This is a genomic window from Microbulbifer salipaludis, assembly GCF_017303155.1.
In the GTDB taxonomy this organism is placed as follows: domain Bacteria; phylum Pseudomonadota; class Gammaproteobacteria; order Pseudomonadales; family Cellvibrionaceae; genus Microbulbifer; species Microbulbifer salipaludis.
In genome coordinates, this window is the sequence record NZ_JAEKJR010000001.1 from 107,507 (window position 1) to 129,010 (window position 21,504).

Consider the following 21,504-nt stretch of genomic DNA (forward strand, 5'->3'; position numbering starts at 1 on the left):
CGGCGCAATGGCCGGCTTCAGAAGGAACAGCGCTGCTCACGGGAGCGCAAAGCGCTGGCGAGCGGCGCTCACTTCGCGCCGCGCCTGCTCCAGGGCTTCCGCCTCTGTTGCGTCCAACAGCTGCTGAACTACACGCTGGAGGTGGTCGCGCATGGCATTGCGCGCACCCTCCGGATCACGCCTCTGGATTGCCTCAAGAATACGGCGGTGCTCTTCGATACCGGGTTTGGATCCGGCCTGACGCACTTTTTCAAGAATGTGTGCAGACACGGAGGAATTGTTGCGCAGCTTCCAGAGGTGCTGACATACGGAAACCACGGCGTCATTATGTGTACACTGAGCGATGTGCAGGTGGAACTTCTCATCCGCCACTTCCGCGCTGGACTCGGTGGCATTCTCTGCCACCATTTCGTCGAAAATTTCGGCCAGCTTCGCCACTTCCTCGTCGCTCACTTCACGGGCGGCCAAACCTGCGGCCTCTCCCTCGAACATTATGCGCGCCTGCAGAATTTCGAAAGCACCGATAGCGCGCTCGCCTGAGGAAAATACGCTGGTCTCGGTATCGGTGACGTAAACCCCGGAGCCACCCTTAACCTCAACGGAACCGGCCAATTCCAGCGCAATAATGGCCTCGCGCACCGTCGGGCGGCTTACCTCAAAGCGCTCTGCCAGCTTGCGCTCAGCGGGCAAACGTGAGCCGGCCGGATAATCGCCAGCGGCGATAGCCTCGGCCAGCTTTTCCGCTACCTTTTGATAAAGTCGAGCACCTGGCATCTAGCCACTCTCCTGCTTTCATAACTGCACTGGTTATTCTGTCTATATAGCGGCAGAGCACCGGGCAAGCGGCCCACTGATCGGTTGCTCACTCGCCGGTGGTTAGGCACGGCCGGCCCGAATTTGTCTGACCTGATCCTACCCCACTCCCATGAGCGGCCTGCCCCAAGTAGTCCCCAAGCAGTCTAGCAGAAGGGGTCAAACCACCACAACACTCCAAGGACCATCGTGGTCATACCAGAATTCCCCGCCTTATGACTCAGGCCTTACCGCTTACTTGTTAAAATGCAGCCCTCCACACGACGCCTCGCCGAATGCCGTTATCTCGTCTAGCCGGGAAGATAGGTGGGTTATTAAAGACTTTCAGGCAAACTCGACGTCATCAGCAAGGCCTGCTATTTAAAAGCAGCCCTAGGCTCAAACCGGTATCCGTCGCAAATAACGCAAGCGCGTCGCAATCAGTCGCCCAGCTTTGCCGGTGCCTTGCTCAGCAGTACAAGAACAAGCGTGGCCAGCGGGCCAAAAATAAGACTCAACACCCACCAGATTAAACCACTGCGATTTTTGCCCTGGGCCAGGCCGGCGTTGATCAGCGAGAGTGTGCCCCAACCGACCAGCCACTCCCGGGATTGAATCATTACCTGATACTCTTCCATAAATACCTTCCAACGGTTTCAAAAAAATCCAACGGCCGAATCGTAAATGGCGCACTGCCAGTCAGCGCGCCAAGTGACTAGTGCAAAGCCACATCAGTTATCCAGCAGGAACCGGGCGATGGTGCGGAAGCCGTGCCCCTTGGCCCCCTGTGCCCACTGGTCGTTTGGCGCCGGCAGGTAAGAACCGGAAAGGTCCATGTGCACCCAACCGCGCCCTTCGTCGCGCACAAACTTGGCCAGAAAGGCCGCCGCCGTGGACGCGCCCGGTGTGCCGTCCATACCAACATTGGCAATTTCCGCAAAGCCGGAAGGAATCTGCTCGAGATGGAATTTCTCCAGCGGCAGGCGCCAGGCTTTTTCATTTTCCTGCCCGGCTGCACGCAATACTTTCTCGGCCATCTCGTCTTCCAGGCTCAGCACCGAATTGTAATCCCGGCCCACCGCCATCTTGGCCGCGCCGGTGAGGGTCGCCGCATCGAGGATATAACGTGGGTTCTCCTCGCTCGCCGCGATCAGGCCATCCGCCAACACCAGGCGACCTTCCGCATCCGTATTCAGGATTTCTGCGGTCACCCCATTCTTGTAGGTGATCACATCGCCCAGCTTGAACGCATGCCCGGAAATCAGATTTTCCGCGCAGCATAGATACAGCTTCACGCGTTTCTGCAGGCCGCGGGCAATGGCCAACGCCAACCCACCGGCAACCATGGCCGCACCGCCCATATCGGACTTCATGTGCGCCATGCCGGCCGAGGGCTTGATGCTGTAACCGCCGGAGTCAAAGGTGATGCCCTTGCCCACCAGGCAGATATCCACAGGCGCATCGTCGCTGCCCGAGGGGTTGTAATCCAGTTGCAACATGGCTCCGCCGCGCACACTGCCCCGGCCCACGTGATGAATGCCCATAAAGCCCGCATCCAGCAATTCATCACCGGAGATCACCCGGTAACTGACCGCATCCGGCGCCAGCTTCTGCAACATATCGGCCGCGCTTTCCGCCAGTGCGCGGGGAAACACATTTTCCGGGGTGCCATTGGTGATTTCCCGCACCCACAGACACGCGGCGCGGCGCGCTTCCAGTTCTGTGCGTTCGTCGCCCTCGCCAATCCCCCAGTCCAGTGTGCTCTTGCGATTGGGATTGTAGTAACCCGCCCAGAAACTCCAGCGGCTCTCCAGGTCCCAGTGTTCCCCGGCCAGGACAACATCCGTCACTCCCATGCCGTCGAGGCGACGGGCAGCGCGTTGCACCGCCACCAGGGTACCGCCGGTGGCCTCGGTGGCATGGATGCGGGCCTCGCTGTCGCTGAAACTCAACAACGCGTTTTTACCCCAGTGTGCCGCCGCCGCGGTATTGTCCAGCCGTACCTGCATCGCTGTCGTCATCGTTATGCCTTCTGTGAATCCAAAAAAGAGAGACTTTAAATAGTGACTTTACTATTGGGGCAGTCTAGCAGCCTGCAAGGGGCAGTTTGCGCCACCGCCGGGAGTGCCGATACACTGGACGGATGACATACCGCGACAAGGAAGTACATCATGGGCGACGCCTGCCACTACCATTCCAGTGCCGATGCCATCTGGCAATGCTCCGGCTGCAGCACTAACTATTGCGGCGCCTGCGTGCCGGGCTCGGCACTCAATTATCACCAGTCCACCCCCAAATGTACCCTGTGCAACAAGCGCCTGGAAAATGTGGGGGCAAGCAATGCGGCCAAGCCATTCTGGCAGATGGCCCCGTTCTATTTCCGCTACGGATGCAGCGCCGGGCCGCTGACGGTCTCCGCACTCTGCGCCGTGGCGGCACTCGCCATGACCGGTCTCGGGCTGCTGTCGATCTTCGTGTTCGTCGCCACCCTCGCGGTGGTCATGCGTTACAACCTGCTAGTGATTGAAAAACTCGCGGGCGGTCAATTGGAAGCGCCGACGTTTGGCGATGCCCAGGACGGTCGCAGTGCCGCCGTTTTTGCCAAGGTGATCGGCATGATCCTGGTGGCCGGTGGTGCCGGCATGCTGCTGGCAGGGCTGGGAGAAGGAGCCGTACAGGTCTACTCCATCGCTCTGTCGCTGCTGGCACCGGCGGCGATGATTGTGCTGGCACTGGAGCACAGCATGCGCGCGGCGGTGAACCCTCTCAAGCTGTTGCAGTTTACCCTCATCATCGGCTGGCCTTACTGGCTGCTGTGGCTTTCCACCAGCGCGGTGTCCGCGGCACCCGCCTACCTGCTGCCGCTGGTGGCAGAAAAGCTCCCGGCGTGGATGTTGCTGCCGCTGCTCGCCTTCCTCACCAGTTACTTCTCCATCGTGACCAGTGCCATGATGGGGTATATCTGCCTGACCAGACAGCGCAAGCTCGGGGTCATCGCCCAGGTGGAAGATCAGGAGCCGCTGGAAGAGCGCGAGTTTGAACGCCTGAAAGCCCTGGCGGATACGGTCATTCTGCTGCGGGAGAGCCGGCACGATGAGGCCCGGAAAACGCTGGTAAACGTGTTACGCCAGCAACCGAACGATGTCGCCCTGAATGAACGCTATGTACGGCTGCTGCTCGCCACCGACGATAAAAAAGCGTTGCGTGAACTGGGGCCGCATTTGCTGGAGCGCCTGGTCAACCTCAACCACGCCCACAAGGCCGCAGAACTCTACCTGGCAATCGCCGCCAGCCAAGGGTTACCGGCGATCGACAAATCGCTGTTGCGGCATCAGCTCGCCGAGGCCCTGTATCACCAGCGTCACTTCAAACCTGCGCTGGCACTCATCAATAACCTGCACAAGGAAGACCCGCACTACACCCGCCTGGACAGCGCCTATTTACTGCTGGCAAAAATCTATATGGATGGCTTCAACCGCACTGACAACAGCCGCAAATTGCTGGCGTTCGTGCAGAAGAAATTCCCGAAGAGCAGTGTGCTGGGTGAAGTGCGCAAGCTGGATTCGATTCTGGCGGCCGAGCAGAACGCGCAACCCGCGTAGCACGTTGCACGGCCTGTTGGTGGGAGCTATGGCCGGACCGGTTCCCGGCGTGGGGGCTATATCGCCTGTGGCTGCAGGGAACGGGCGAAATTCAGCGCCTTGCGCGCGCGCTCTTCGTCGCCGCAGCGGCGATAGTGCTCCACCAGACCATTGGCCAGACGCAACATCAGCGGGTGACGCTGCTGCTTTTGCTGAAGGCGCTGCAGCAGGCGCTCCACCATTCCCCAGCGCTTCTCCCTGGCCGCACGCTGTGCCAGCAGCAGGCACATCCGCGCATTCAGCGCACGGGGCTCGCTGGTCCGCTGGAGATAGACATCCACCCCGTCTGCCACCGGCGCAAAATCCTGCTCCGGTAATCGCGCCAGCGCAAAAAGCGCCAGCCAGGCCCGGTGGTGCGCCTCGCTTTCCGGTGCCAGAGCACTGACCTCGATGGACTTGTTGATCAGGGATAAGGATTGCGGATGTTGGCGCACGGCACTGGCCGCAGCCTGACCGGCCTCCAGCAGCTTGCCGTGGTTGTGCAGGGACTCGATCCGCGCCAGCGCCAGCTGTTCCGGGGTGGGAGGCAGGTCTTCCTCCACGTGGAGCTCGCGGCTGGGGCGCCAGCGGATCAGCGCGAAAGTGCAGACAAAGCCGGCCACAAGGCCACCGAAATGCGCCCAGTAGGCAATGTTGTCACTGCCGAAGAGATAGCCGAACACCTCCTTGCCGAGCCACAGGGGCAATACCAGCAGCGCTGGCGCGGTGAACTCCCCAAACGCGAAGCCCAGGGTGTAGAAAAACCGCAGCCGCCGCACACCGTACACCGCCACAAACATGCCCATCACCGCGGATACCGCGCCGGACGCGCCGATCACCGGCACCATGCTGCCCGCTTCCACCCCCATGTGCAGCGCCGCAGCCGCGAGGCCACCCAGTAAATACAGCCCGATAAACCAGGCCGCACCCAGCGCCAGCTCCACCGACAGGCCGAACAACAGCAGGAAGATCATGTTCCCCAACAGGTGTTCCCAGCTACCGTGCAGGAACATATGCCCGAACAGCCCCTGCAGGGTCGGCTCTGCCGGTGTGAGCCCGTAGGCGAAACTGGACAGGCGGTCGCGCAGCTCATTGAATTCCACGCGCTGCGCGAGCCACTGCTGCTCACCTTCTGCGGCAAGCTGCGGCAATAGCCAGTTGTGGAATTCGTGGCTCCAAAGCAGCTGTTCGTAGATGAACTCTTCCCCGGCACCCTGTGCCAGGGATCGCCACTCCGGCTTTTCCGCGTCCACAAACTCGTAGAAGCGCTGCTCTTCCCGCACCGGTAGCTCGCTGGAAAAGTAGAACTCCTCCGCCACCTGCCAACGCGCCTCGTCCTCGCCCTGATAGAGCACGTAGACCAGCAGGTTGACCAGAATCAGCGCAAAGCACACCAGCGGCGGTCGACGCCAGTCGGGCTTGTTCTGGATGGGTATTATCAGCAAGGGCAGACCTGCGGCTCAATCGACTCTTGGGGTAATCAGATCAGGGATCCATTCGGGCCATCCAGAATACAGGGGCTACAGAATATGAACAGCCCCAGAGACAGGACATCCGCCAATGGATGTGGATGCAGGCGCCAGCGGTGTCAGTGACTGGACGAGCCCCCATCGTCACCGCCTCCCTCGCCTTCACCACCGATGTCGCCCCCTGTGTCGCTGCCCCCGTCTGCCGGCCAGTCCTCGGCACCTGCGGAACCGCGGCGCTCCTCAACCGCAGGCTGGGAGGGCGCCGCACCCGGCGCCTCCGGGTGTGACGGTGCCGGATCACCCCAGCTGCGCACATGCAGGTCGCGCTGGGGAAAGGGAATCTCGATATTGCGCTGGTTGAACTCCCGCAACAGTTCGATGTTATACAGCGCGTTCAGGTCGCCGAGAGAGGACACGGCGTTACTGTTTACCCATACCACCAGCTTGAAATCCAGCGAACTGTCGCCGAACCCGGTGAGCCACACTTCGGTCTTGCGCTGCCAGTTGGAGAAGGTGACTGGCACCCGCTCCGCCGCCGCCAGCGCGGCCTCGCGCACGGCTTCCGGGTCGGTGCCATAGGCCACCCCGAACATCACGTGAATGCGGCGCACCGGATCCTCCAGGGTGTGGTTGGTCACCCGGCCGGTCACAAACTCGGAGTTGGGCACCAGAATATCCACATTGTCGCGGGTGGTGATGCGGGTAGAGCGGACATTGATATCGCGGATACGCCCAAACACCCCGGATTCCAGCTCTACCAGGTCACCTACCCGCAGCGGCTGCTCAAACAACAGGATGATGCCGGAAATAAAATTGGAAAAAATCGCCTGCATGCCGAAGCCGATACCCACCGACAGGGCACCGGCGATGAGAGTGAGCTTGGAGGTATCCAGCCCCACCATGGTGAGAATGATGATGAAGGTAATGAGTACGATGCAATAATTGAGGATGCGCCACAGGGTATAGGCTCCCTGTTCACTGGTGCGATTTTTGTGCACCATGCGCCGCAACACCCAGTTGAGTATGCGCGAACACGCCCAGGCGGCGAGAATCACCAGCAGCATTTTGGCGATGTCTTTCAGCGTGATCGGCTGCTGGCTGATGGCAAACAGTTCGTAATTGGCCAGGTTTCGCCAACCGGTGCGCAGCTGCTCGAACTGCAACACAACCCGGTTGCCCATGGTGCGCCACCACCCCTGCTGGCGCTGGTAGACAAAAAGCTGTGCCGCCTCGTAACGTTTGATGTCGTCGGTAAGGTCGCGAACCCGGCCGAGGCCGCTGGCTACCTTTTCGAACTGCCCCCACCACTTGCGCATGGCCTTGGGGTCTTCGCCCACCCAGGCAACGATCTGGCGCTGACGCACATTCAGTTGTCGTGCCAGGTTCTCGCGAATGGTGGTCGCATTGTTTACCAGGTCCTTGCTGATGGTGAGCTTTTCATCGGCGGCGGTCTCATCCAGCACGCTGTTCATGGCCAGCAGCAGTTCCTGCTTGCGCAGCTGCAGGCGATTCTCCAGCGCCTCGACGCTGTAGTTCATCATCCGAATCTGCTGCTCCATGGTTACCGCGGCGTCGGAGCTTTCGAAAATCAGGTCACGCGAGTTATTGCGCTCGCGCACCAGCTCTTCCAGGTTGGACTTTTCCTCGGTGCGCGCAGCGGCCAGCTTGTCCGCCACCTTGCTGCTGTATTGCAACTCCTTCAGCATGCGGGTGAGTTCGCCGCCGGCAAACGTCAATTCCTCGTCCCAGGCGGTGAGCTGCTCGTTGAGCATGCTCTGCTCTTCGAGCACCTGCAGGTGACTGACCTGCGCGAGAAACAGATTCAGCGTGGATTTCAGGTGCCGCGGGTCCGTCTTGCCCCTGTCGCGCAGCGTACCCGCGGTCTCCCGCAAGCGGTTCAGCGACAGATTAACGGCCTCATCCATCTGCGATTTTTCCAGCTGCAGACCGTCAAAGCGCTGTTTGCCGCGGGACACCGCCGCGTCAGATTCCGCCCATTGCAAAACCGTCGGATCGGTGGGAAAGGAAACATCAGGCAAAACGCTGACTTTCTTCAGTGCGTCGCGCTTTTCCCAGGTTTTTCGAATCCCCGTGATGCGCCGACTGATGGCGGCGACCTCCTCAGAGAGTTTCGCCTCCTCCGGCAGTGTGGCACTCCAGTCTTGCCAGGCCTGTTCCACATCTTCCAGCCACAGCGCGCGCTGCTCGAGGGTGACGTCCGGCCACTGGGTCCACCAGTCTGCGGCTAAGCTGCTGAAATCGGGGACAACCGGCGAGAATTCTTTCGGTGTGTTGGAAGGCAGCTGCGCGAGGGTAGAAGCGGGAAACAGCAGGCACAGGCTTAACAGGCACAGACAGGCGAGCGCGGCGCGCACGCAACCCGTCGCGATGCGAAGACAATGTGGAAACGGCGCGGCGCTGACAACACCCATGCGTGAGGCGATCCCTGTATCCCTGCCCTTGAATTCCTGTCCCGGCCTATCGTCCATGCGCCACCCGCCGGTGCTTGCCGAGGGAAACCCGGCGACACCGACTCCAGCGTGGGAACTACATCGGATTAATTGTAGAAGAGATCAACCAGGCCTCAGCGGCGCCTTTCGTAACGCTGGATGCAATCGCGATACGCCCGCTGATAGATACGCACCCGCTGCCCCTCGAGACTGCTGCCCCTCCGCGCCGCATCGGAAGCATCCTGTCGACAGGCCGACTCCAGCAGGGCGCGGTTGTCGTAGCGCTCGCCGGCGGCGTCGTAAGGCGGGCGCACATTGGCGTAGGGCCGGGGCGCACGCCGGCGCTGGTCGCGGTAGCGATCGGCCTCGAACATCGGCGCGTCACTGCGACCCACAGCCTCCGGATCAATCGCACCTGGTGGATAAGCGCGGGGAATACCGGATCGCTCGCGCAGATCCTCCAGATTTTCATCCGGGTTTTCATCCACAGTACCGTACAAACGCTCCTCGTAGGCCCCCACAATATCGCTGCTACGCTCGCCCAGATAACGCCGCCATTGATACGGTGGGTTGGTCACGATATAGCTCCGACGCTGCGCGTCGTAACGGTAAAACGTGCCCGTACCGCTCATGAAAAAGCGCTGGCCATCGATCTCGAATCCGGTACTGCCGTAGGGTACAAACGCCAGCGCCGCCCCCAGCGGCGGCTCTACCCGCAGGTATCCGTCGTCTTCCTTGCGGTAAAAGTAGCCGCCCTGGTAGTAATAAGTGTTGCCATTGAGCGTGAGGCGGGTAGCCCCGGGGCGCAGCGCGCGCTGGCGGTTGGGGTCGCGGGCATAATCACGCTCGGGCTCGGCACTGGCATTGTCAGTGGCCTGCGCCACCGCTTTGGCGGGCGCCATCATGGCAACGGCGGCGAAAATGGAAAGCAGTGCACCGCACGAAACACACAGCAATGGCCTGAGACAGGCACCGAAAGAGGCGCTCGCAGGGAATAAGAAGAAGGTACGGGGCTGGGCTGGGGGCATGTGCGACCTCGCAAGTGCACCGCACTGAACACTCGGTCAGCAAGGCGCCAACATTCCCACCCCATTACGCAGGCAAAAGCCTGACAGAAAAGAAATCCTGCAAAAAACCAACAAGAGCAACGCGCGGTCCCTACCCGCCGTGAAAGGCAAAGCGGGCAAAGGCCGCGCGCGCTTGGTAGCCGACGGCGCCGGTCGCTTGTGTGACCGGCGAAACCAACAGAGTGCGCAGTCCTCAAGGGCCTCGCACTATTGCTGTACGACCGACTACTCCCTTAGTGTAGGTTGTTACGTCCGACATCCAAAATTGCGACGGCGTCAAAATCACACACCATCACACGAGACCGTCACACCCGGCCGCAAAACCCGACCGGGACCGGTGACCAGCCAGAACCGGCCACCAGCGACGAGCAACGGCTCAGGACAGGCCGGAAATCACTTCCCGCAGCTTGCCGACAATATCGTCGATCTCGTGGGCCTCGATAATCAGCGGCGGCGACATGCACAGCGCATCACCAATGCCGCGCGCCATCACCCCGGCCTCCCAGGCCAGCGCCGATGCCTTGGCACCGAACTTCCCTTTCAGGCCCTCCGGTGCGCGCAGCTCGATGGCGCCTACCAGACCGTAGTTGCGCACATCGATCACATTGTCGAGGTCCGACAGCGAATGCAGGGCCGCTTCCCAGTGCTTGCCGATATCCCCGGCCGCACGGGTCAGCAGGCCCTCGCGATCGTAAATATCCAGCGTCGCCATCCCCGCAGCACAGGCCACCGGATGCGCTGAATAGGTGTAGCCATGGAACAGCTCCACCATACCTTCGGCGGCGGCATCCATCACCGTGTTGTAAATCTTGTCGCTGACAAACACCGCGCCCAGAGGCACTGTCGCATTGGTAATGCCCTTGGCCGAGGTAATCATATCCGGCGTCACACCGAATTCCTGCGAAGCAAATGGCGAACCGGTACGGCCCCAGCCAGAAATTACTTCATCAAAAATCAGCAGCAGATCGTGCTTGTCACAGATCTCGCGCAGACGCTGCAGATACCCCTTCGGCGGCAGCACCACGCCACCGGCACCGGAGAAAGGCTCCACAATCACCGCCGCAATCTGATCCGCACCGTGGAAAGCGACCAAACGCTCCAGATCTTCCGCCAGCTCCACCCCGTGCTCCGGCAGACCTTTGCTGAACGCATTGCGTTCGATGTCCAGCGTATGACGCATATGGTTCGCCTTCACCGGCTGACCGAACGACTGGTAATTCGGCGCAATACCGCCCACGGAAATACCGCCGAAGTTCACCCCGTGGTAACCCTTTTCACGACCGATAAACATGGTGCGCGAACCCTTGCCACGGGCGCGCTGGTATTGCAGCGCAATCTTCAGGGCCGACTCCACCGCCTCGGAACCGGAATTGCCGAAGAACACATGGTTCAGCGGATCGGGTGTGTACTGCACCAGACGTTCCGCGTAGGCGAAACTCAGCTCGTGGCCGAAATTGAAAATCGAGCTGTAATCCAGCTTGCGCGCCTGCTCGGAAATCGCATCGGCAATTTCTGCACGGCAGTGGCCCGCATTGGAACACCACAGACCCGCGGTCGCATCAATAATTTTGCGGCCGGATTTTTCAAACAGGTAAATCCCCTCCGCCCGTTCGACGATACGCGGCGATGCCTTGAAGGTGCGGTTGGGGGTAAACGGCATCCAGAATGCGTTGTTTTTCAGTTCGGACATGGTTTTCTCCGATTTAGTTTTCACGTTTCTCTAACGTAGTAAATATGTCGACGCGAAGGCGGAGCACCGGGTACAGGTTTTCAGGAGCGTCGGCGACATGGACGTCGCCGACGCAGCGTACAGGGATGTATTCACAGCGGTCCTGAAAACCTGTACCCGGTGCTTTGCCGCCACCACAGCAAATTAGAAGGTTCAATAACTACGACGAAGCTCACACTCCGTAGCAGCAGTACTTCGTCTCATAGAATTCGGCCATACCCTCGACACCGCCCTCGCGGCCAATGCCGGATTCCTTGCAGCCGCCGAAGGGTGCCACCGTGGTCGAGAAGACACCCGCGTTGCACGCCACCATGCCATACTCCAGCGCCTCCACCACACGGTTCGCACGATGTATGTTTTCACTCATCACATACGCCGCCAACCCGAACGGCGTGTCATTGGCGCGCTGAATCACCTCCGCTTCCTCACGGAACTTCTGCACCACCGCCAGCGGCCCGAAAATCTCTTCCTGCGCAATACGCATCGAATCATCCACATCCGTCAGCAGCGTCGGCGCATAGTAGTTTTCGCCCTCGGGCAGGAAATCACCACCCAGCACCAGCTTCGCGCCATTGGCCACCGCCTCCTCAACCAGACCGTGCACCCGATCTACCGCGCGGCGGAAAATCAGCGGCCCCAGCGTCGTGCCCGGCTCCAGGCCGTGACCCGGCTGCAGCTGCTCAATCGCCGCCGCCAGCTTCGCCACAAACGCATCGTGCACCGACTCGTGCACATAAATCCGGTTAGTAGATACACAGGTCTGGCCCGCGTTGCGCATCTTCGTCGCCACACAGGCGGTGACGGCGGTATCCAGGTCCGCATCATCAAACACGATGAACGGCGCGTTGCCGCCCAGCTCCATCGACATCTTCTTCACGGTGCTCGCGCACTGCGCCATCAGCAGCTTGCCCACCGGCGTGGAGCCGGTAAAGGTGAACTTGGCGACGCGCGCATCTTCTGTGAGCACCTTGCCGATCGCCGCGGAGTCCGACCCCACCACCACATTCAGCGTGCCCGCCGGCAGCCCGGCCTGCTCCGCCAGCACACACAGCGCCAGCGCCGACAGCGGCGTTTCCGAAGCCGGCTTGATCACCACCGTACAGCCCGCCGCCAGCGCCGGTGCTGCCTTGCGGGTAATCATCGCATTGGGGAAGTTCCACGGCGTAATACAGGTCACCACCCCCACCGGCTGGCGAATCGTGTGCAGGCGCATCGCCGGATTGTGGGTGGGGATCGTCTGCCCATAGGCACGGCGACACTCCTCCGCGTACCACTCGATATAGGATGCACCGTAGTCAATCTCACCCAGTGCCTCCGCCAGTGGCTTACCCTGCTCCAGCGTCAGTAACCGCGCCAGATCCTCACGGTTCTCCGCAATCAGCTGATACCAGCGCTTGAGCACCGCTGCGCGCTCGCCGGCGGTCTTGCGGCTCCAGGCGGGAAACGCGGCATGCGCCGCGGCAACCGCCTGCTCGGCATCAGCGGCGCTGCCATCGGCAATCTCTGCCAGTAGATCGCCATTGGCGGGGTCAGTAACCGCCAACTTACCGGCGCCATCACGCCACTGGCCGTCGATAAAGTTCTGGGTCTTCAGCAACTGGTTATTGTTCAGATTCATCGAACACTCCCTGATCATCCTGTATATAGGCTTTTCAGGGATTCTGGAGCGAGAGTCTGGTGGTGAATAGTAAGATCTTTGCAACTAAAGTTCAGATCCATCAAACTTTGATCCATCCCCCCTTAGAACGCGTGAACAGACCATGGTTAAAAGCGCAAAAGCCCTGTCCGGGCGCCTCAGCGATATGGACCTACGCCTGCTGCGGGTCTTCCGTGAAGTGGTGCAGGCCGGCGGCCTGGCGCCGGCGGAAGTGGCGCTTAACATCAGCCGCTCCACCATCAGCGTGCACCTGTCGGACCTGGAGACCCGCCTGGGGATGCCGTTGTGCATCCGCTCCCGCGGGCGCGCCGACTTCAAGCTCACCCGCGAGGGGGAGGCCCTGTACCAGGCAATCGAAGAGCTGGATGGGCACCTGGCCAGCTTCAGAAGCCAGGTGAATGCGATCCAGTCACAGCTCACCGGGCAGCTGCGCATCGTGCTGCCGGACGACATGCTGGCCATACCACAGCTCAATATGCCCGCGACCATCGCGCAATTGCGCGAGCGCGCGCCGCAGCTGCAACTGGATATCAAACTGGCAGCGCCCCACGAGCTGGAACTGGAAATCCTCGGCGGTCGCGCCGATGTGGGCATCAACCCGCTGCACTCCCGTCGCCCAGGGCTCAGCTACCAGCCCCTGTTCAGTCACCAGTCGCTACTCTACGGGGCCAGCCACCACCCCTGCGCCGTCGCACCACAGGTTGACGAGGAAGTCATTACCCAGCAGGAACTTGCTGCGCCCGACCACGCCGTGCTCTCCGGGGCCGCGCACCTCTACCGCCTGTTTCCACACAAAAGCATCGCCAACCATATGGCTGCGCGCCTGGCGATGATCCTGTCGGGGAAATTTATTGGCTTTCTGCCGGAGTATCTGGCGCGGGACTATGTGGAGCGCGGTGAGCTGGTCGCATTCTTTCCGGACCGCTTCTGCTACCAGATCCAGAATGCACTGACGTTCAAGAGCACTGCGGCAGAGCAACCTGCAGTGCAGTTGTTTCTGGAGGTATTGGTGGTGAACGGGTAGAGTTTCAAAAAAATAAATGAATGCGTAAGCGCCATGGAAAAAAATATCTTTCTGAGAGAAGTCGAACGCCGACTTACCCAGTTGTTTAAAGCCTCCAAAAGCGGGCATCCGATACCGGCAGTAGAGCGTCACCGGCTGCAGGGTTTTATGCAGGCGGGCGTGTTTATGGAGCTATGCAATCGTAGTGAACTCAACGAGATTATGGAGCGTACGCATCTGGAGATCTTCCGCAAGACGATCGAGCAGAGAAAGGTAGATGCGCCTGTCTCCTGGATCTATCAGGAGACCGACTACAGCCTTTACGACACGCCGGCCTATGAAAGGAAGCCATAAAACCGTCAAGCTAGTTGTGACAACCGGCCAAACCTGAGCACCTGGAAGCAAGCCTGTATCGGCTCGCCCCCAAGGCAGGACGCCCCCTATTCTGGCCCTCGATCTGCCGCTGACGCCGTGCTGTTCGGCAGGATAAACATGCCGTCCCAATAGTGCGACCAGGACTGGGAGGCAATAGGGTGCCGATACTGGTGCCCGTAAAACCTCGCATTGTCACCGGCATCCCGCACAACATGGTCGAGCGCAGGGCCATCGAGAAATATGGCATCACTGCCGTCGACATTGCGGTCGCGAACGATCTGCGCCTCCAGCATCCCACCCTGCCCAGGTGAAATCGCCTTCACCTGCATATCGACGAAATCCCGGTATTGACCTTTGACTGCCGCAATATGGGCGAGATACATGTCTTTCCCGTAATCGCGACGCAGTAGCGTACCCAGGTTATCAAAGCGATGCGGCACAGTTCCGCCATAGTTGAGATGGATAAAGTGGCCCCATACGATGACCTTCTTATCCTTGTACCTGTTTTCCAATAGCCAGCGCAGGTTGTCAGCCATGGCGATGTCGTGCTCGTCGTGGCGGCGCGTGCCCCACAGGTTCTGCGCCACAATCACCAGGCCGTGCACCAGACGCGCCACGTAATCCGGGCGATCGTAGCCGGAAGCCCTGCTGGGCAGCCCGTTGAAGCCTTGAATCAGGCGGTAGCTGTTTTCAATAAATCGCGCCTGCTGCGCGTCCGTGAAGCCTCCAGGGACTCGCTCCAATGCCGCCTGTGTGATCGCCAGATACTCTGACCAATCCACCGTTGCCGATTCCCGCGGTAGCAGCCGCACACTTTGCTGCTTTATAAAGTCAGCCGCCCCAGCCAGGGAATATTCGCCACTCAAGCGCCCGTCAAACCCGGCCAGTTCCAGTGGTCGGGCGCCGTCGCGCTCGGCATCGATATAATCAAACAGAGCGTTCACCGGCGCACTGTTCGCATACATATAAAAAATATTGCCCGGTGCCTGCTCCCGGATCGGATTTTCCGACGTTTGCCAGATGCGCGCCACGTCGAACAGGCCGCTCTCGATCACCAGGGCATCGAAGCCTTTTTCCCGGTGCAGGTACTGCACCAGTCGCGCCTTGAGGGCAAAGTTTTCATGCTCACCGTGGGTCAGCTCATCCAGCAGGACGATTCGCCGGTCACCCACGGCCTCACCAAACGCCTGCAAGTCTGAAAAATGGCGGCCCTCCGGTTTAGCAGCCTGCGCCGGGGTCACAGTTCCGACAGCACACAACAGCAGCGTGCCGACGACGATCAGTAAATCTCTCATTAACATGTTCCGTTACCCCCTCGCCCACAACATGTGGCGCAGCGTGTTATCGCGATCGACAAAGTGGTGCTTCAGCGCCGCGACAACATGCAGGCCGAGCAGCGCGCTCAGTGCGTAGCCCGCGGCAACATGCACCTGCTGCCCGAAGGTCGACAGCGTGGCGGAATAGGCTGTGTACTGCTGCAGTGCGTCCTTGCTCGCAGACACGAGTTCGATACCGAAGAAGCCAATGCCGTAACCGCCGAAACCACTGTAGGCGGCGCCGGAGACCAGCATCAGCAGCAGCCCCACCAACAGCAGCCAGTGATAGGCCGACACCCACCGCGGCAGGGCTGCCGCGCCCGAGCGCCAGGGATCCCGTATCCGCAAGAACACGCGAATCATCAGCAGCGGGATGACCAGCACGGCCAGTGACTTGTGCAGGTGATACAGGGAAAACTGCTGATAGGTGGTCATGTAGTACCCCAGTGATATCAAAAAGATCACCAGGGCAGCCATGACCCAGTGCAGCAGGCGGTGTGTAGTTTGCGAGTGTCTATCCATCAAAGCCTCTATCAGTCGATTGGAATGTGGGCTCAGGATAGGCACCAAGTGCTTGATTTTAAGGGAATTGTGACGAGTGGACGGATTCAGGGACGAATCGATGTGCGGGACAGGCGCGTCTTGACCGCGTCTTTGTAGGCTTTACTTACATTCACTTTTTCGTCGCCCGCAAGCAGCAGGTAGGCAGCACCGGTATCGGTATTACAGAACTGTGCCACCCGCTCGAGGTTGACGATGAAGCTGCGATGGACACGCATGAAGTGCTGGGAGGAAAGTGACTCGGTGAGCTGCTTGATGGTACTGCGCTTGATATAGCATTTTCCGCTGGCATGAATTTCTACGTAGTTGCCCGCCGCTTTTACAAAGTCGACTTCCGCCAGCGGCAAGGGGCGCGCCAGCCCGCGGTACTCCACATCCAGCATAGAGGTAGCAGCATCCGGCGCAGGGGGTGCACATGATTGCGCAAGCGCTGGCCGGGCAGCGATCCACAAGCCGGCGCACACCAGCGACGCGGCGAGCAGGTATTTGGGCGCCATGCCGACCAGCGACGCCCCCCAGTTACCCCCAAAAAAATCGTAATCGATTAGCACCCGGGTAACGCTACTCAGCAAATACATCGCGACAAATGCCGCAATTACATGTGCCGCCGAGATCGATCTCTGCCAGCGCACCTTCAGTGTCACAGCCAGCCCACTGAGCAACAGCACCATACCCCACTCTTTCAGCCAGAAGATCTGTGAGTCGATAAAGTCATAACGACCGCCGCCCACATAGTGGCGCCAGAAGTAGCAGTAGAGGTTGTACAGCAGAAAGAAAAGAAGCCAGATGCTCCCCGCACGCGCGTACGGAGACGGGCAGCCCTGCCAGATTCTGGATAGTGCGCTCATGATGAAACAGGTAAGTCCTTACTCGGCGCGTACGTTACCAAAGGTGAGCGGATTTTCAAATCACCGGTCCTTACCCCAAGAGCACTACCAGTCATATGGCTGCACACCTGGCGATAATTGTTGCGGGGAAACTTATTGATTTCCTGCCCCGTCTTTGGCGGGATAGTATGTTAGAAATGAGAATCTGTGGATATTTTCAGAAGTTCGCTATTGCAGGCGGAAGGGGGGAATAGCCATGGCAGAAAAAAGCGAACAGTGGAGTAAATCTTGAGCGTTATTACTTACTATCTGGAAATGACCGATCCCGCCCAACTCAACGCCAAACCCTGCCCTGAGGGGCTGTCCGTGGTGGAGGCGGAGGAAAAGGAGTTCCGTTTCAATCGTTATCTCTACCAGCTGGTGGGCGAGCCCTGGCAGTGGAACGACAAGCTCAAGGAATCCGACGAGACCTGGCAGGAATACGCTGAGCGCGATGGGTTGCGCACCTGGGTGGCCTACTACCGCGGCGCCATCGCCGGTTATTTTGAACTGGAAAGACAGCCCAACGATGAGGTACAGATTGCCTACTTCGGCCTGGCGCCGCGATTTATTGGCCGCGGTTTTGGCGGGCACCTGCTAAGCCGGGCGCTGCAGGAGGCGTGGCAATGGTCACCCTGCCAGCGCGTGTGGGTGCACACCTGCACGTTGGATCACGAAGGCGCGCTGGCCAATTATCAGGCGCGCGGCATGCAGATTTATCGCACCGAAGTGGACACGCCACCCTCGCCAGACGAACCCACCTGACAGCCGCCAGTTTTCTGCAGGCGAAAAAAAGGGGAGCCAGGCTCCCCTCAAGCTTTCCACCTCATCGGCAGACTCACATACTCGGTATCACGGCGATGCCTTGGTGCCAGCGCCCGGAGACGACTGCCCCTTGTCTTTCACCATCGCCTTGCCCTGAATCTTGCTCTGGGGGCCGGAGCCATCCGCAAGCGTGGGCTTGAGTTCGGCGAGCATATTTTTCATCTGGTTGTACTCGGCCTCGTCGGTGAGTTCCAGCATCAGCGGCTGCGCTACTTCGGCGAAGTACTGTGCATCTTTGCGCTCGTAGAGCTCCTGCGCCAGCCACTGGGCGATATGTAACTCGCGGGGCGCACGGCGGTAGGCCTGCTCCAGCATTTCCACATACTGCGCCTTCGGATAACCCAGCATCTGCATGCTGATCGCCAGACCGTACCAGTTCATCGCCTCGCCGGACTGGTTGTTCACCAGCTGCACGAACTTGTCCCGCGCACCCTTGAGTGCGGTTTTGTCACGATCGCCACCGAGGGTGGTGATTTCGCGGTTCAGCCACAACCAGGCCTGCGCCTTCTGGTACCAGAAGTGTTTGCGATCCGACGGCGCCACCTGGGCCAGCAGGCGCGCGGCCTGGTCGAAGTCACCCGCGCGGGTAGCTGCATCGGCACGCACTGCGGAAAGCTCCGGAGAGTACAGCTCCTCGCGCTCGGCAAATTCCACCAGCTCGTGCACACCGTGGGTGTTGTAGCCAGACTTCACCAAGAAGCGGGCCAGTTCCACAACGGCTTCCTCGCCACTCATTGTGCGCAACTTCGGACGCTTGGACTCAAAGGTGGCAGGTACCTTGCCGCGGGCGAGCTGGAAGCGGCCTTCGCGGAACTGATCGTTGTAGACCTGCTCGATCTCCTCGATCGACATGCCCAGGTTTTTGGTCAACGCCTTCACCGGGTCCGCGCCGTTGTTGTAGTCGGCAACGAATTGCTTGAACGCCTCGGCCTTGCCGCTCTTCATGATGATCCAGTGCGCCAGCATCCAGCCACTGGCATAGATGCGACCTTTTTCTTCATCCGGGGTGTTGTGCACGGTGGCGCGCAGCAGTTCCTGCAGGGGCACCGGGCTGGTGTACAGCAGGGTCATGGCCCGCTCGCCGGGGATGGCACCGATATCGTAGGTATTGCCCGGGCCAAAGGTCATGGTGGACATGAACTCGGCAAAGCCCTCGCTGTACCAGTACGGATAGTGGGTAGTGGTGCCGTTGTAACTCAGGAAGTGAGTGTATTCATGGAACAGGAACTCACGCGCTTCCAGCTGGCGCTCACCGGTGCGGCCATCCAGATTCACCAGGGCATAACTACCCTCGGCGGTAGTATCGAACAGGCCATTGGTCAGCTCGGACAGGTCCTCACCCACCAGGCCGGCATAGCTTTCGCGGTCGGCGGCAGCGTAGATGGTCAGCTTGGCGCCGTCGTCTTTCGCGCCCAGCAGGCTCAGAGCGACCGCACGGTAACGCTCCAAATCCTCCGCCAGGCGGCGCACCGAGTTGGGCTCACCATTGGTGACGATGTGAAAGTTAGCGCTGTCAATTTCGTACCAGGTGTCTTTCGCGAGGTTGTCCGCCATGACATCGCTGGTAAACAGCCATGCGCCGGAAAAAACGACCAAGTACGAGAGTATTCGTGAAAACATATTCTGATCACCCGGTTTTTCGCCAAACTTGCAACCGATCACTTTTTGATCACCGTTGCGCGAAAAGCCACAATACAGGTTTTTACTGTTCAAAAAAAGAACAATCTTAAACGGGAACCTGTAATTCACCCTGGGCATATAGCGGTCACAGACCGGACGGTCAGACACAGCCATAAAATGACTACAAGGTTCTGCGTAAACCTGCACGCCACTGACCGATAACCAATTCACAGTCATTAAATCGCAGTAGCCCCCTGCAACGGCAAGTTTCCTAGACTCGGAGGGACCGGCCAGCCCCTGGCGTCGGCCGGTGCGATGCAGCCGTAAAAAACATAATAAAGAGAGAAAACATCATGAAAACACTCGCCCTGCCGGCGTTGCTGGCGGCCGCCCTGTGCTCCCTGTTCACCCCTGTTACCCGGGCAGACCCCACCTTTATTGCCGACCTCGACATCACCAGCTTTGATGGCACCGAGATCGACGCCAACCTGTTTGTGCCCGAAACGCCCCCCCCCAGCGGGGGCTATCCCACGGTCCTGTTCACCAACAGCTGGATCCTCGACAAAAACCAGTATCTGCTGCAGGCGGCGGCACTCGCGGAAGACGGCTATCTGGTGATGAGTTATTCCACCCGGGGCTTCGGCACCTCCGGCGGCCTCGTGGACGTGGCCGGTGACAACTCCATCGCTGACGCCGGCGTACTGATCGACTGGCTGGAGGCCCACTACCCGGTCGGCAAGCTGGCCATGGCGGGTATTTCCTACGGTGCCGGTATCTCCCTCGTCACCGCCGCCCGCGATCCGCGCGTGGATGCGGTCGCCGCCCTGTCCGGCTGGTCCGATGTGATCGAAGGGCTCTACCCCAACAACACCGTCAACCTGGTGTGGGGCACGATCCTCACCACTACCGCATTCAACCTGGAACCCGAGGTGGACACCATCTGGCACAACCTGCGTACCACGCAGAATATTCAGGCCGTTGAGGACTTCGCCGCCCCGCGCTCCGCGCTTGCCTACGTCGGCGAACTGAACCGCAACGGCACCGCCGTGTTGATGTCCAACAACTTCGCCGACTACCTGTTCAAGCCCAACAGCATGACCCAGCTCTACAGTCTATTGGACGGCCCCAAGAAGTTGCTACTGAACCCCGGCACCCACGCGGTGACCGAGACCCTGGGAGGCAACGACGGGCATATCTGGGCCACCACCTTCCGCTGGTTTGACCGCTACCTGAAAGGCGAGGCCAACGGTATCGATAGCGAGCCGAAAGTCGACATGACCGTGCGCATCAGCAACCGCCTGGAACAGTTCGACGACTTCCCGGTTACCCAGAAAGCCAAGCGCTACTATCTCCACCCCAGACTCTCGTACTTCAATAACGCCAGTATGAAAACCAGCCCCTACAGTGGCTGGGGCTGGAACAACGACTTTCACGGCGGCGCCGATACCAAGGCCGGCACCGGTATACCGGTGATCTCCGACGCACTGGAAGGATTCGGTATTCCCGTATTCACCAACATGACCGGTATCAACGGCTACTACGCCATCGAATACAACTCGCCCATGCACTGGAGCACCTTCAAAATCCGCGGCACCCCCTCGCTGGAGATGTGGATCAAACCCAGCAAGCCGGAGGTCCAGCTGCAGGTACACCTCTACGACACCGACCCGCTCGGCTGGGGCCGCCTGATTACCCACGCCCCCATCACCCTGCGCAACCTGCAGGTGGGCCAAGCGCAGAAGATCTCACTGGACCTGTTCACCACCTCCTACGACGTACCACCCGGGCATGTGGTAACCCTTGCGATCGATACCGAAGGGGCGCTCTACCAGAAGCCGCAGGATAGACACTATGAAATCGAGGTGCCTTACCGCAGCAGCCGGCAATCGGTGCTGACGATTCCGCATTTGTAGTCCGTCGCGATACAAGCACTGCAGTAACATGCTAAGGCCGGGTGCCGGGGATTGGTTTTCAAAAGCGTCGGCGACATGGACGTCGCCGACGCAGCGTACAGGGAAGTATTCACAGCGGTTTTGAAAACCAATACCCGGTGCCTGGGCGCCACGGAGCTCGCTACAAGGTGCTACCGGGCCGGCACCGGTCTCATCCTATCCCGCCCACCCTGCAAACCACCCCACCCAACCCGCTACAATG

The 21,504-nt window shown here is 59.9% G+C and carries 17 protein-coding genes; 5 read left to right on the plus strand and 12 right to left on the minus strand.

The annotated features are described in order from the left end of the window. Positions 1-36 precede the first annotated feature (36 nt). From JF535_RS00440 to pepB, 3 genes are all read right to left on the minus strand, one after another. Positions 37-774: a FadR/GntR family transcriptional regulator gene (locus JF535_RS00440; RefSeq protein WP_206997858.1), complete on the minus strand. Its 738-nt coding sequence runs from the start codon at positions 772-774 to the stop codon at positions 37-39. A 458-nt stretch (positions 775-1,232) separates the two neighbouring features. Beyond that, positions 1,233-1,430 carry an antitermination protein NusB gene (locus JF535_RS00445; protein WP_066959364.1) on the minus strand — a complete coding sequence of 66 codons (198 nt, stop codon included), beginning with the start codon at positions 1,428-1,430 and terminating at the stop codon, positions 1,233-1,235. Positions 1,431-1,523: 93 nt separating this feature from the next. After that, positions 1,524-2,813, minus strand: a complete 1,290-nt coding sequence (pepB, locus tag JF535_RS00450; protein WP_206997861.1) for an aminopeptidase PepB — start codon at positions 2,811-2,813, stop codon at positions 1,524-1,526. A 150-nt stretch (positions 2,814-2,963) separates the two neighbouring features. On the opposite strand from pepB, the gene JF535_RS00455 reads away from it, so the two are divergent. Continuing rightward, positions 2,964-4,394 carry a hypothetical protein gene (locus tag JF535_RS00455; RefSeq protein ID WP_206997863.1) on the plus strand — a complete coding sequence of 477 codons (1,431 nt, stop codon included), beginning with the start codon at positions 2,964-2,966 and terminating at the stop codon, positions 4,392-4,394. A gap of 56 nt (positions 4,395-4,450) precedes the next feature. On the opposite strand, the gene JF535_RS00460 is transcribed toward JF535_RS00455, so the two are convergent. From JF535_RS00460 to JF535_RS00480, 5 genes are all read right to left on the minus strand, one after another. Further along, positions 4,451-5,857, minus strand: coding sequence for a rhomboid family intramembrane serine protease (locus JF535_RS00460; RefSeq protein WP_206997865.1), 1,407 nt, complete (start codon positions 5,855-5,857; stop codon positions 4,451-4,453). Between the two features lie 143 nt (positions 5,858-6,000). After that, on the minus strand, positions 6,001-8,370 hold the full coding sequence (locus JF535_RS00465) for a mechanosensitive ion channel domain-containing protein (RefSeq protein ID WP_242523536.1): 2,370 nt from the start codon (positions 8,368-8,370) through the stop codon (positions 6,001-6,003). Between the two features lie 95 nt (positions 8,371-8,465). Continuing rightward, positions 8,466-9,236: a DUF6515 family protein gene (locus JF535_RS00470; protein WP_206997867.1), complete on the minus strand. Its 771-nt coding sequence runs from the start codon at positions 9,234-9,236 to the stop codon at positions 8,466-8,468. Positions 9,237-9,774: 538 nt separating this feature from the next. After that, positions 9,775-11,088, minus strand: coding sequence for an omega-aminotransferase AptA (gene aptA, locus JF535_RS00475; protein WP_206997869.1), 1,314 nt, complete (start codon positions 11,086-11,088; stop codon positions 9,775-9,777). A 211-nt stretch (positions 11,089-11,299) separates the two neighbouring features. Then, positions 11,300-12,745 carry an NAD-dependent succinate-semialdehyde dehydrogenase gene (locus JF535_RS00480; protein ID WP_206997870.1) on the minus strand — a complete coding sequence of 482 codons (1,446 nt, stop codon included), beginning with the start codon at positions 12,743-12,745 and terminating at the stop codon, positions 11,300-11,302. Positions 12,746-12,887: 142 nt separating this feature from the next. Here JF535_RS00480 and JF535_RS00485 point away from each other — a divergent pair, with 142 nt between their 5' ends. Then, positions 12,888-13,808 (plus strand): LysR family transcriptional regulator, encoded by a 921-nt coding sequence (locus JF535_RS00485; protein ID WP_206997872.1) that lies wholly within the window; start codon positions 12,888-12,890, stop codon positions 13,806-13,808. Positions 13,809-13,841: 33 nt separating this feature from the next. Further along, positions 13,842-14,141: a hypothetical protein gene (locus JF535_RS00490; protein WP_206997874.1), complete on the plus strand. Its 300-nt coding sequence runs from the start codon at positions 13,842-13,844 to the stop codon at positions 14,139-14,141. An 86-nt stretch (positions 14,142-14,227) separates the two neighbouring features. Here the strand turns inward: JF535_RS00490 and JF535_RS00495 are convergent, their stop codons facing one another. The 3 genes from JF535_RS00495 to JF535_RS00505 all read right to left on the minus strand — a co-directional run bounded on the left by JF535_RS00495 (position 14,228) and on the right by JF535_RS00505 (position 16,887). Next, positions 14,228-15,457 (minus strand): erythromycin esterase family protein, encoded by a 1,230-nt coding sequence (locus tag JF535_RS00495; protein WP_206997876.1) that lies wholly within the window; start codon positions 15,455-15,457, stop codon positions 14,228-14,230. 12 nt (positions 15,458-15,469) lie between these two features. Next, on the minus strand, positions 15,470-16,000 hold the full coding sequence (locus JF535_RS00500; RefSeq protein WP_206997879.1) for a cytochrome b: 531 nt from the start codon (positions 15,998-16,000) through the stop codon (positions 15,470-15,472). A gap of 86 nt (positions 16,001-16,086) precedes the next feature. Then, positions 16,087-16,887 (minus strand): LytTR family transcriptional regulator DNA-binding domain-containing protein, encoded by an 801-nt coding sequence (locus tag JF535_RS00505; protein ID WP_206997881.1) that lies wholly within the window; start codon positions 16,885-16,887, stop codon positions 16,087-16,089. A 267-nt stretch (positions 16,888-17,154) separates the two neighbouring features. Here JF535_RS00505 and JF535_RS00510 point away from each other — a divergent pair, with 267 nt between their 5' ends. After that, entirely contained in the window at positions 17,155-17,670 is a 516-nt protein-coding gene (locus tag JF535_RS00510) for a GNAT family N-acetyltransferase (RefSeq protein WP_242523537.1), read from the plus strand. Positions 17,671-17,757: 87 nt separating this feature from the next. On the opposite strand, the gene JF535_RS00515 is transcribed toward JF535_RS00510, so the two are convergent. Beyond that, positions 17,758-19,350: a hypothetical protein gene (locus JF535_RS00515; protein WP_242523538.1), complete on the minus strand. Its 1,593-nt coding sequence runs from the start codon at positions 19,348-19,350 to the stop codon at positions 17,758-17,760. Positions 19,351-19,703: 353 nt separating this feature from the next. Between JF535_RS00515 and JF535_RS00520 the strand changes: the two genes are divergently transcribed. After that, positions 19,704-21,263: an alpha/beta fold hydrolase gene (locus JF535_RS00520; RefSeq protein ID WP_206997883.1), complete on the plus strand. Its 1,560-nt coding sequence runs from the start codon at positions 19,704-19,706 to the stop codon at positions 21,261-21,263. The last annotated feature ends 241 nt before the right edge of the window (positions 21,264-21,504 follow it).

Bases quoted from the DNA above. Each gene is read 5' to 3' on its own strand.
- JF535_RS00505 (WP_206997881.1), bottom strand. From the start codon at position 16,887: ATGAGCGCACTATCCAGAATCTGGCAGGGCTGCCCGTCTCCGTACGCG.
- JF535_RS00520 (WP_206997883.1), top strand. From the start codon at position 19,704: ATGAAAACACTCGCCCTGCCGGCGTTGCTGGCGGCCGCCCTGTGCTCC.
- aptA (WP_206997869.1), bottom strand. From the start codon at position 11,088: ATGTCCGAACTGAAAAACAACGCATTCTGGATGCCGTTTACCCCCAAC.
- JF535_RS00465 (WP_242523536.1), bottom strand. From the start codon at position 8,370: ATGGACGATAGGCCGGGACAGGAATTCAAGGGCAGGGATACAGGGATC.
- JF535_RS00440 (WP_206997858.1), bottom strand. From the start codon at position 774: ATGCCAGGTGCTCGACTTTATCAAAAGGTAGCGGAAAAGCTGGCCGAG.
- JF535_RS00495 (WP_206997876.1), bottom strand. From the start codon at position 15,457: ATGAGAGATTTACTGATCGTCGTCGGCACGCTGCTGTTGTGTGCTGTC.
- JF535_RS00445 (WP_066959364.1), bottom strand. From the start codon at position 1,430: ATGGAAGAGTATCAGGTAATGATTCAATCCCGGGAGTGGCTGGTCGGT.
- JF535_RS00455 (WP_206997863.1), top strand. From the start codon at position 2,964: ATGGGCGACGCCTGCCACTACCATTCCAGTGCCGATGCCATCTGGCAA.
- JF535_RS00515 (WP_242523538.1), bottom strand. From the start codon at position 19,350: ATGTTTTCACGAATACTCTCGTACTTGGTCGTTTTTTCCGGCGCATGG.
- JF535_RS00485 (WP_206997872.1), top strand. From the start codon at position 12,888: ATGGTTAAAAGCGCAAAAGCCCTGTCCGGGCGCCTCAGCGATATGGAC.
- JF535_RS00500 (WP_206997879.1), bottom strand. From the start codon at position 16,000: ATGGATAGACACTCGCAAACTACACACCGCCTGCTGCACTGGGTCATG.
- pepB (WP_206997861.1), bottom strand. From the start codon at position 2,813: ATGACGACAGCGATGCAGGTACGGCTGGACAATACCGCGGCGGCGGCA.
- JF535_RS00470 (WP_206997867.1), bottom strand. From the start codon at position 9,236: ATGATGGCGCCCGCCAAAGCGGTGGCGCAGGCCACTGACAATGCCAGT.
- JF535_RS00490 (WP_206997874.1), top strand. From the start codon at position 13,842: ATGGAAAAAAATATCTTTCTGAGAGAAGTCGAACGCCGACTTACCCAG.
- JF535_RS00480 (WP_206997870.1), bottom strand. From the start codon at position 12,745: ATGAATCTGAACAATAACCAGTTGCTGAAGACCCAGAACTTTATCGAC.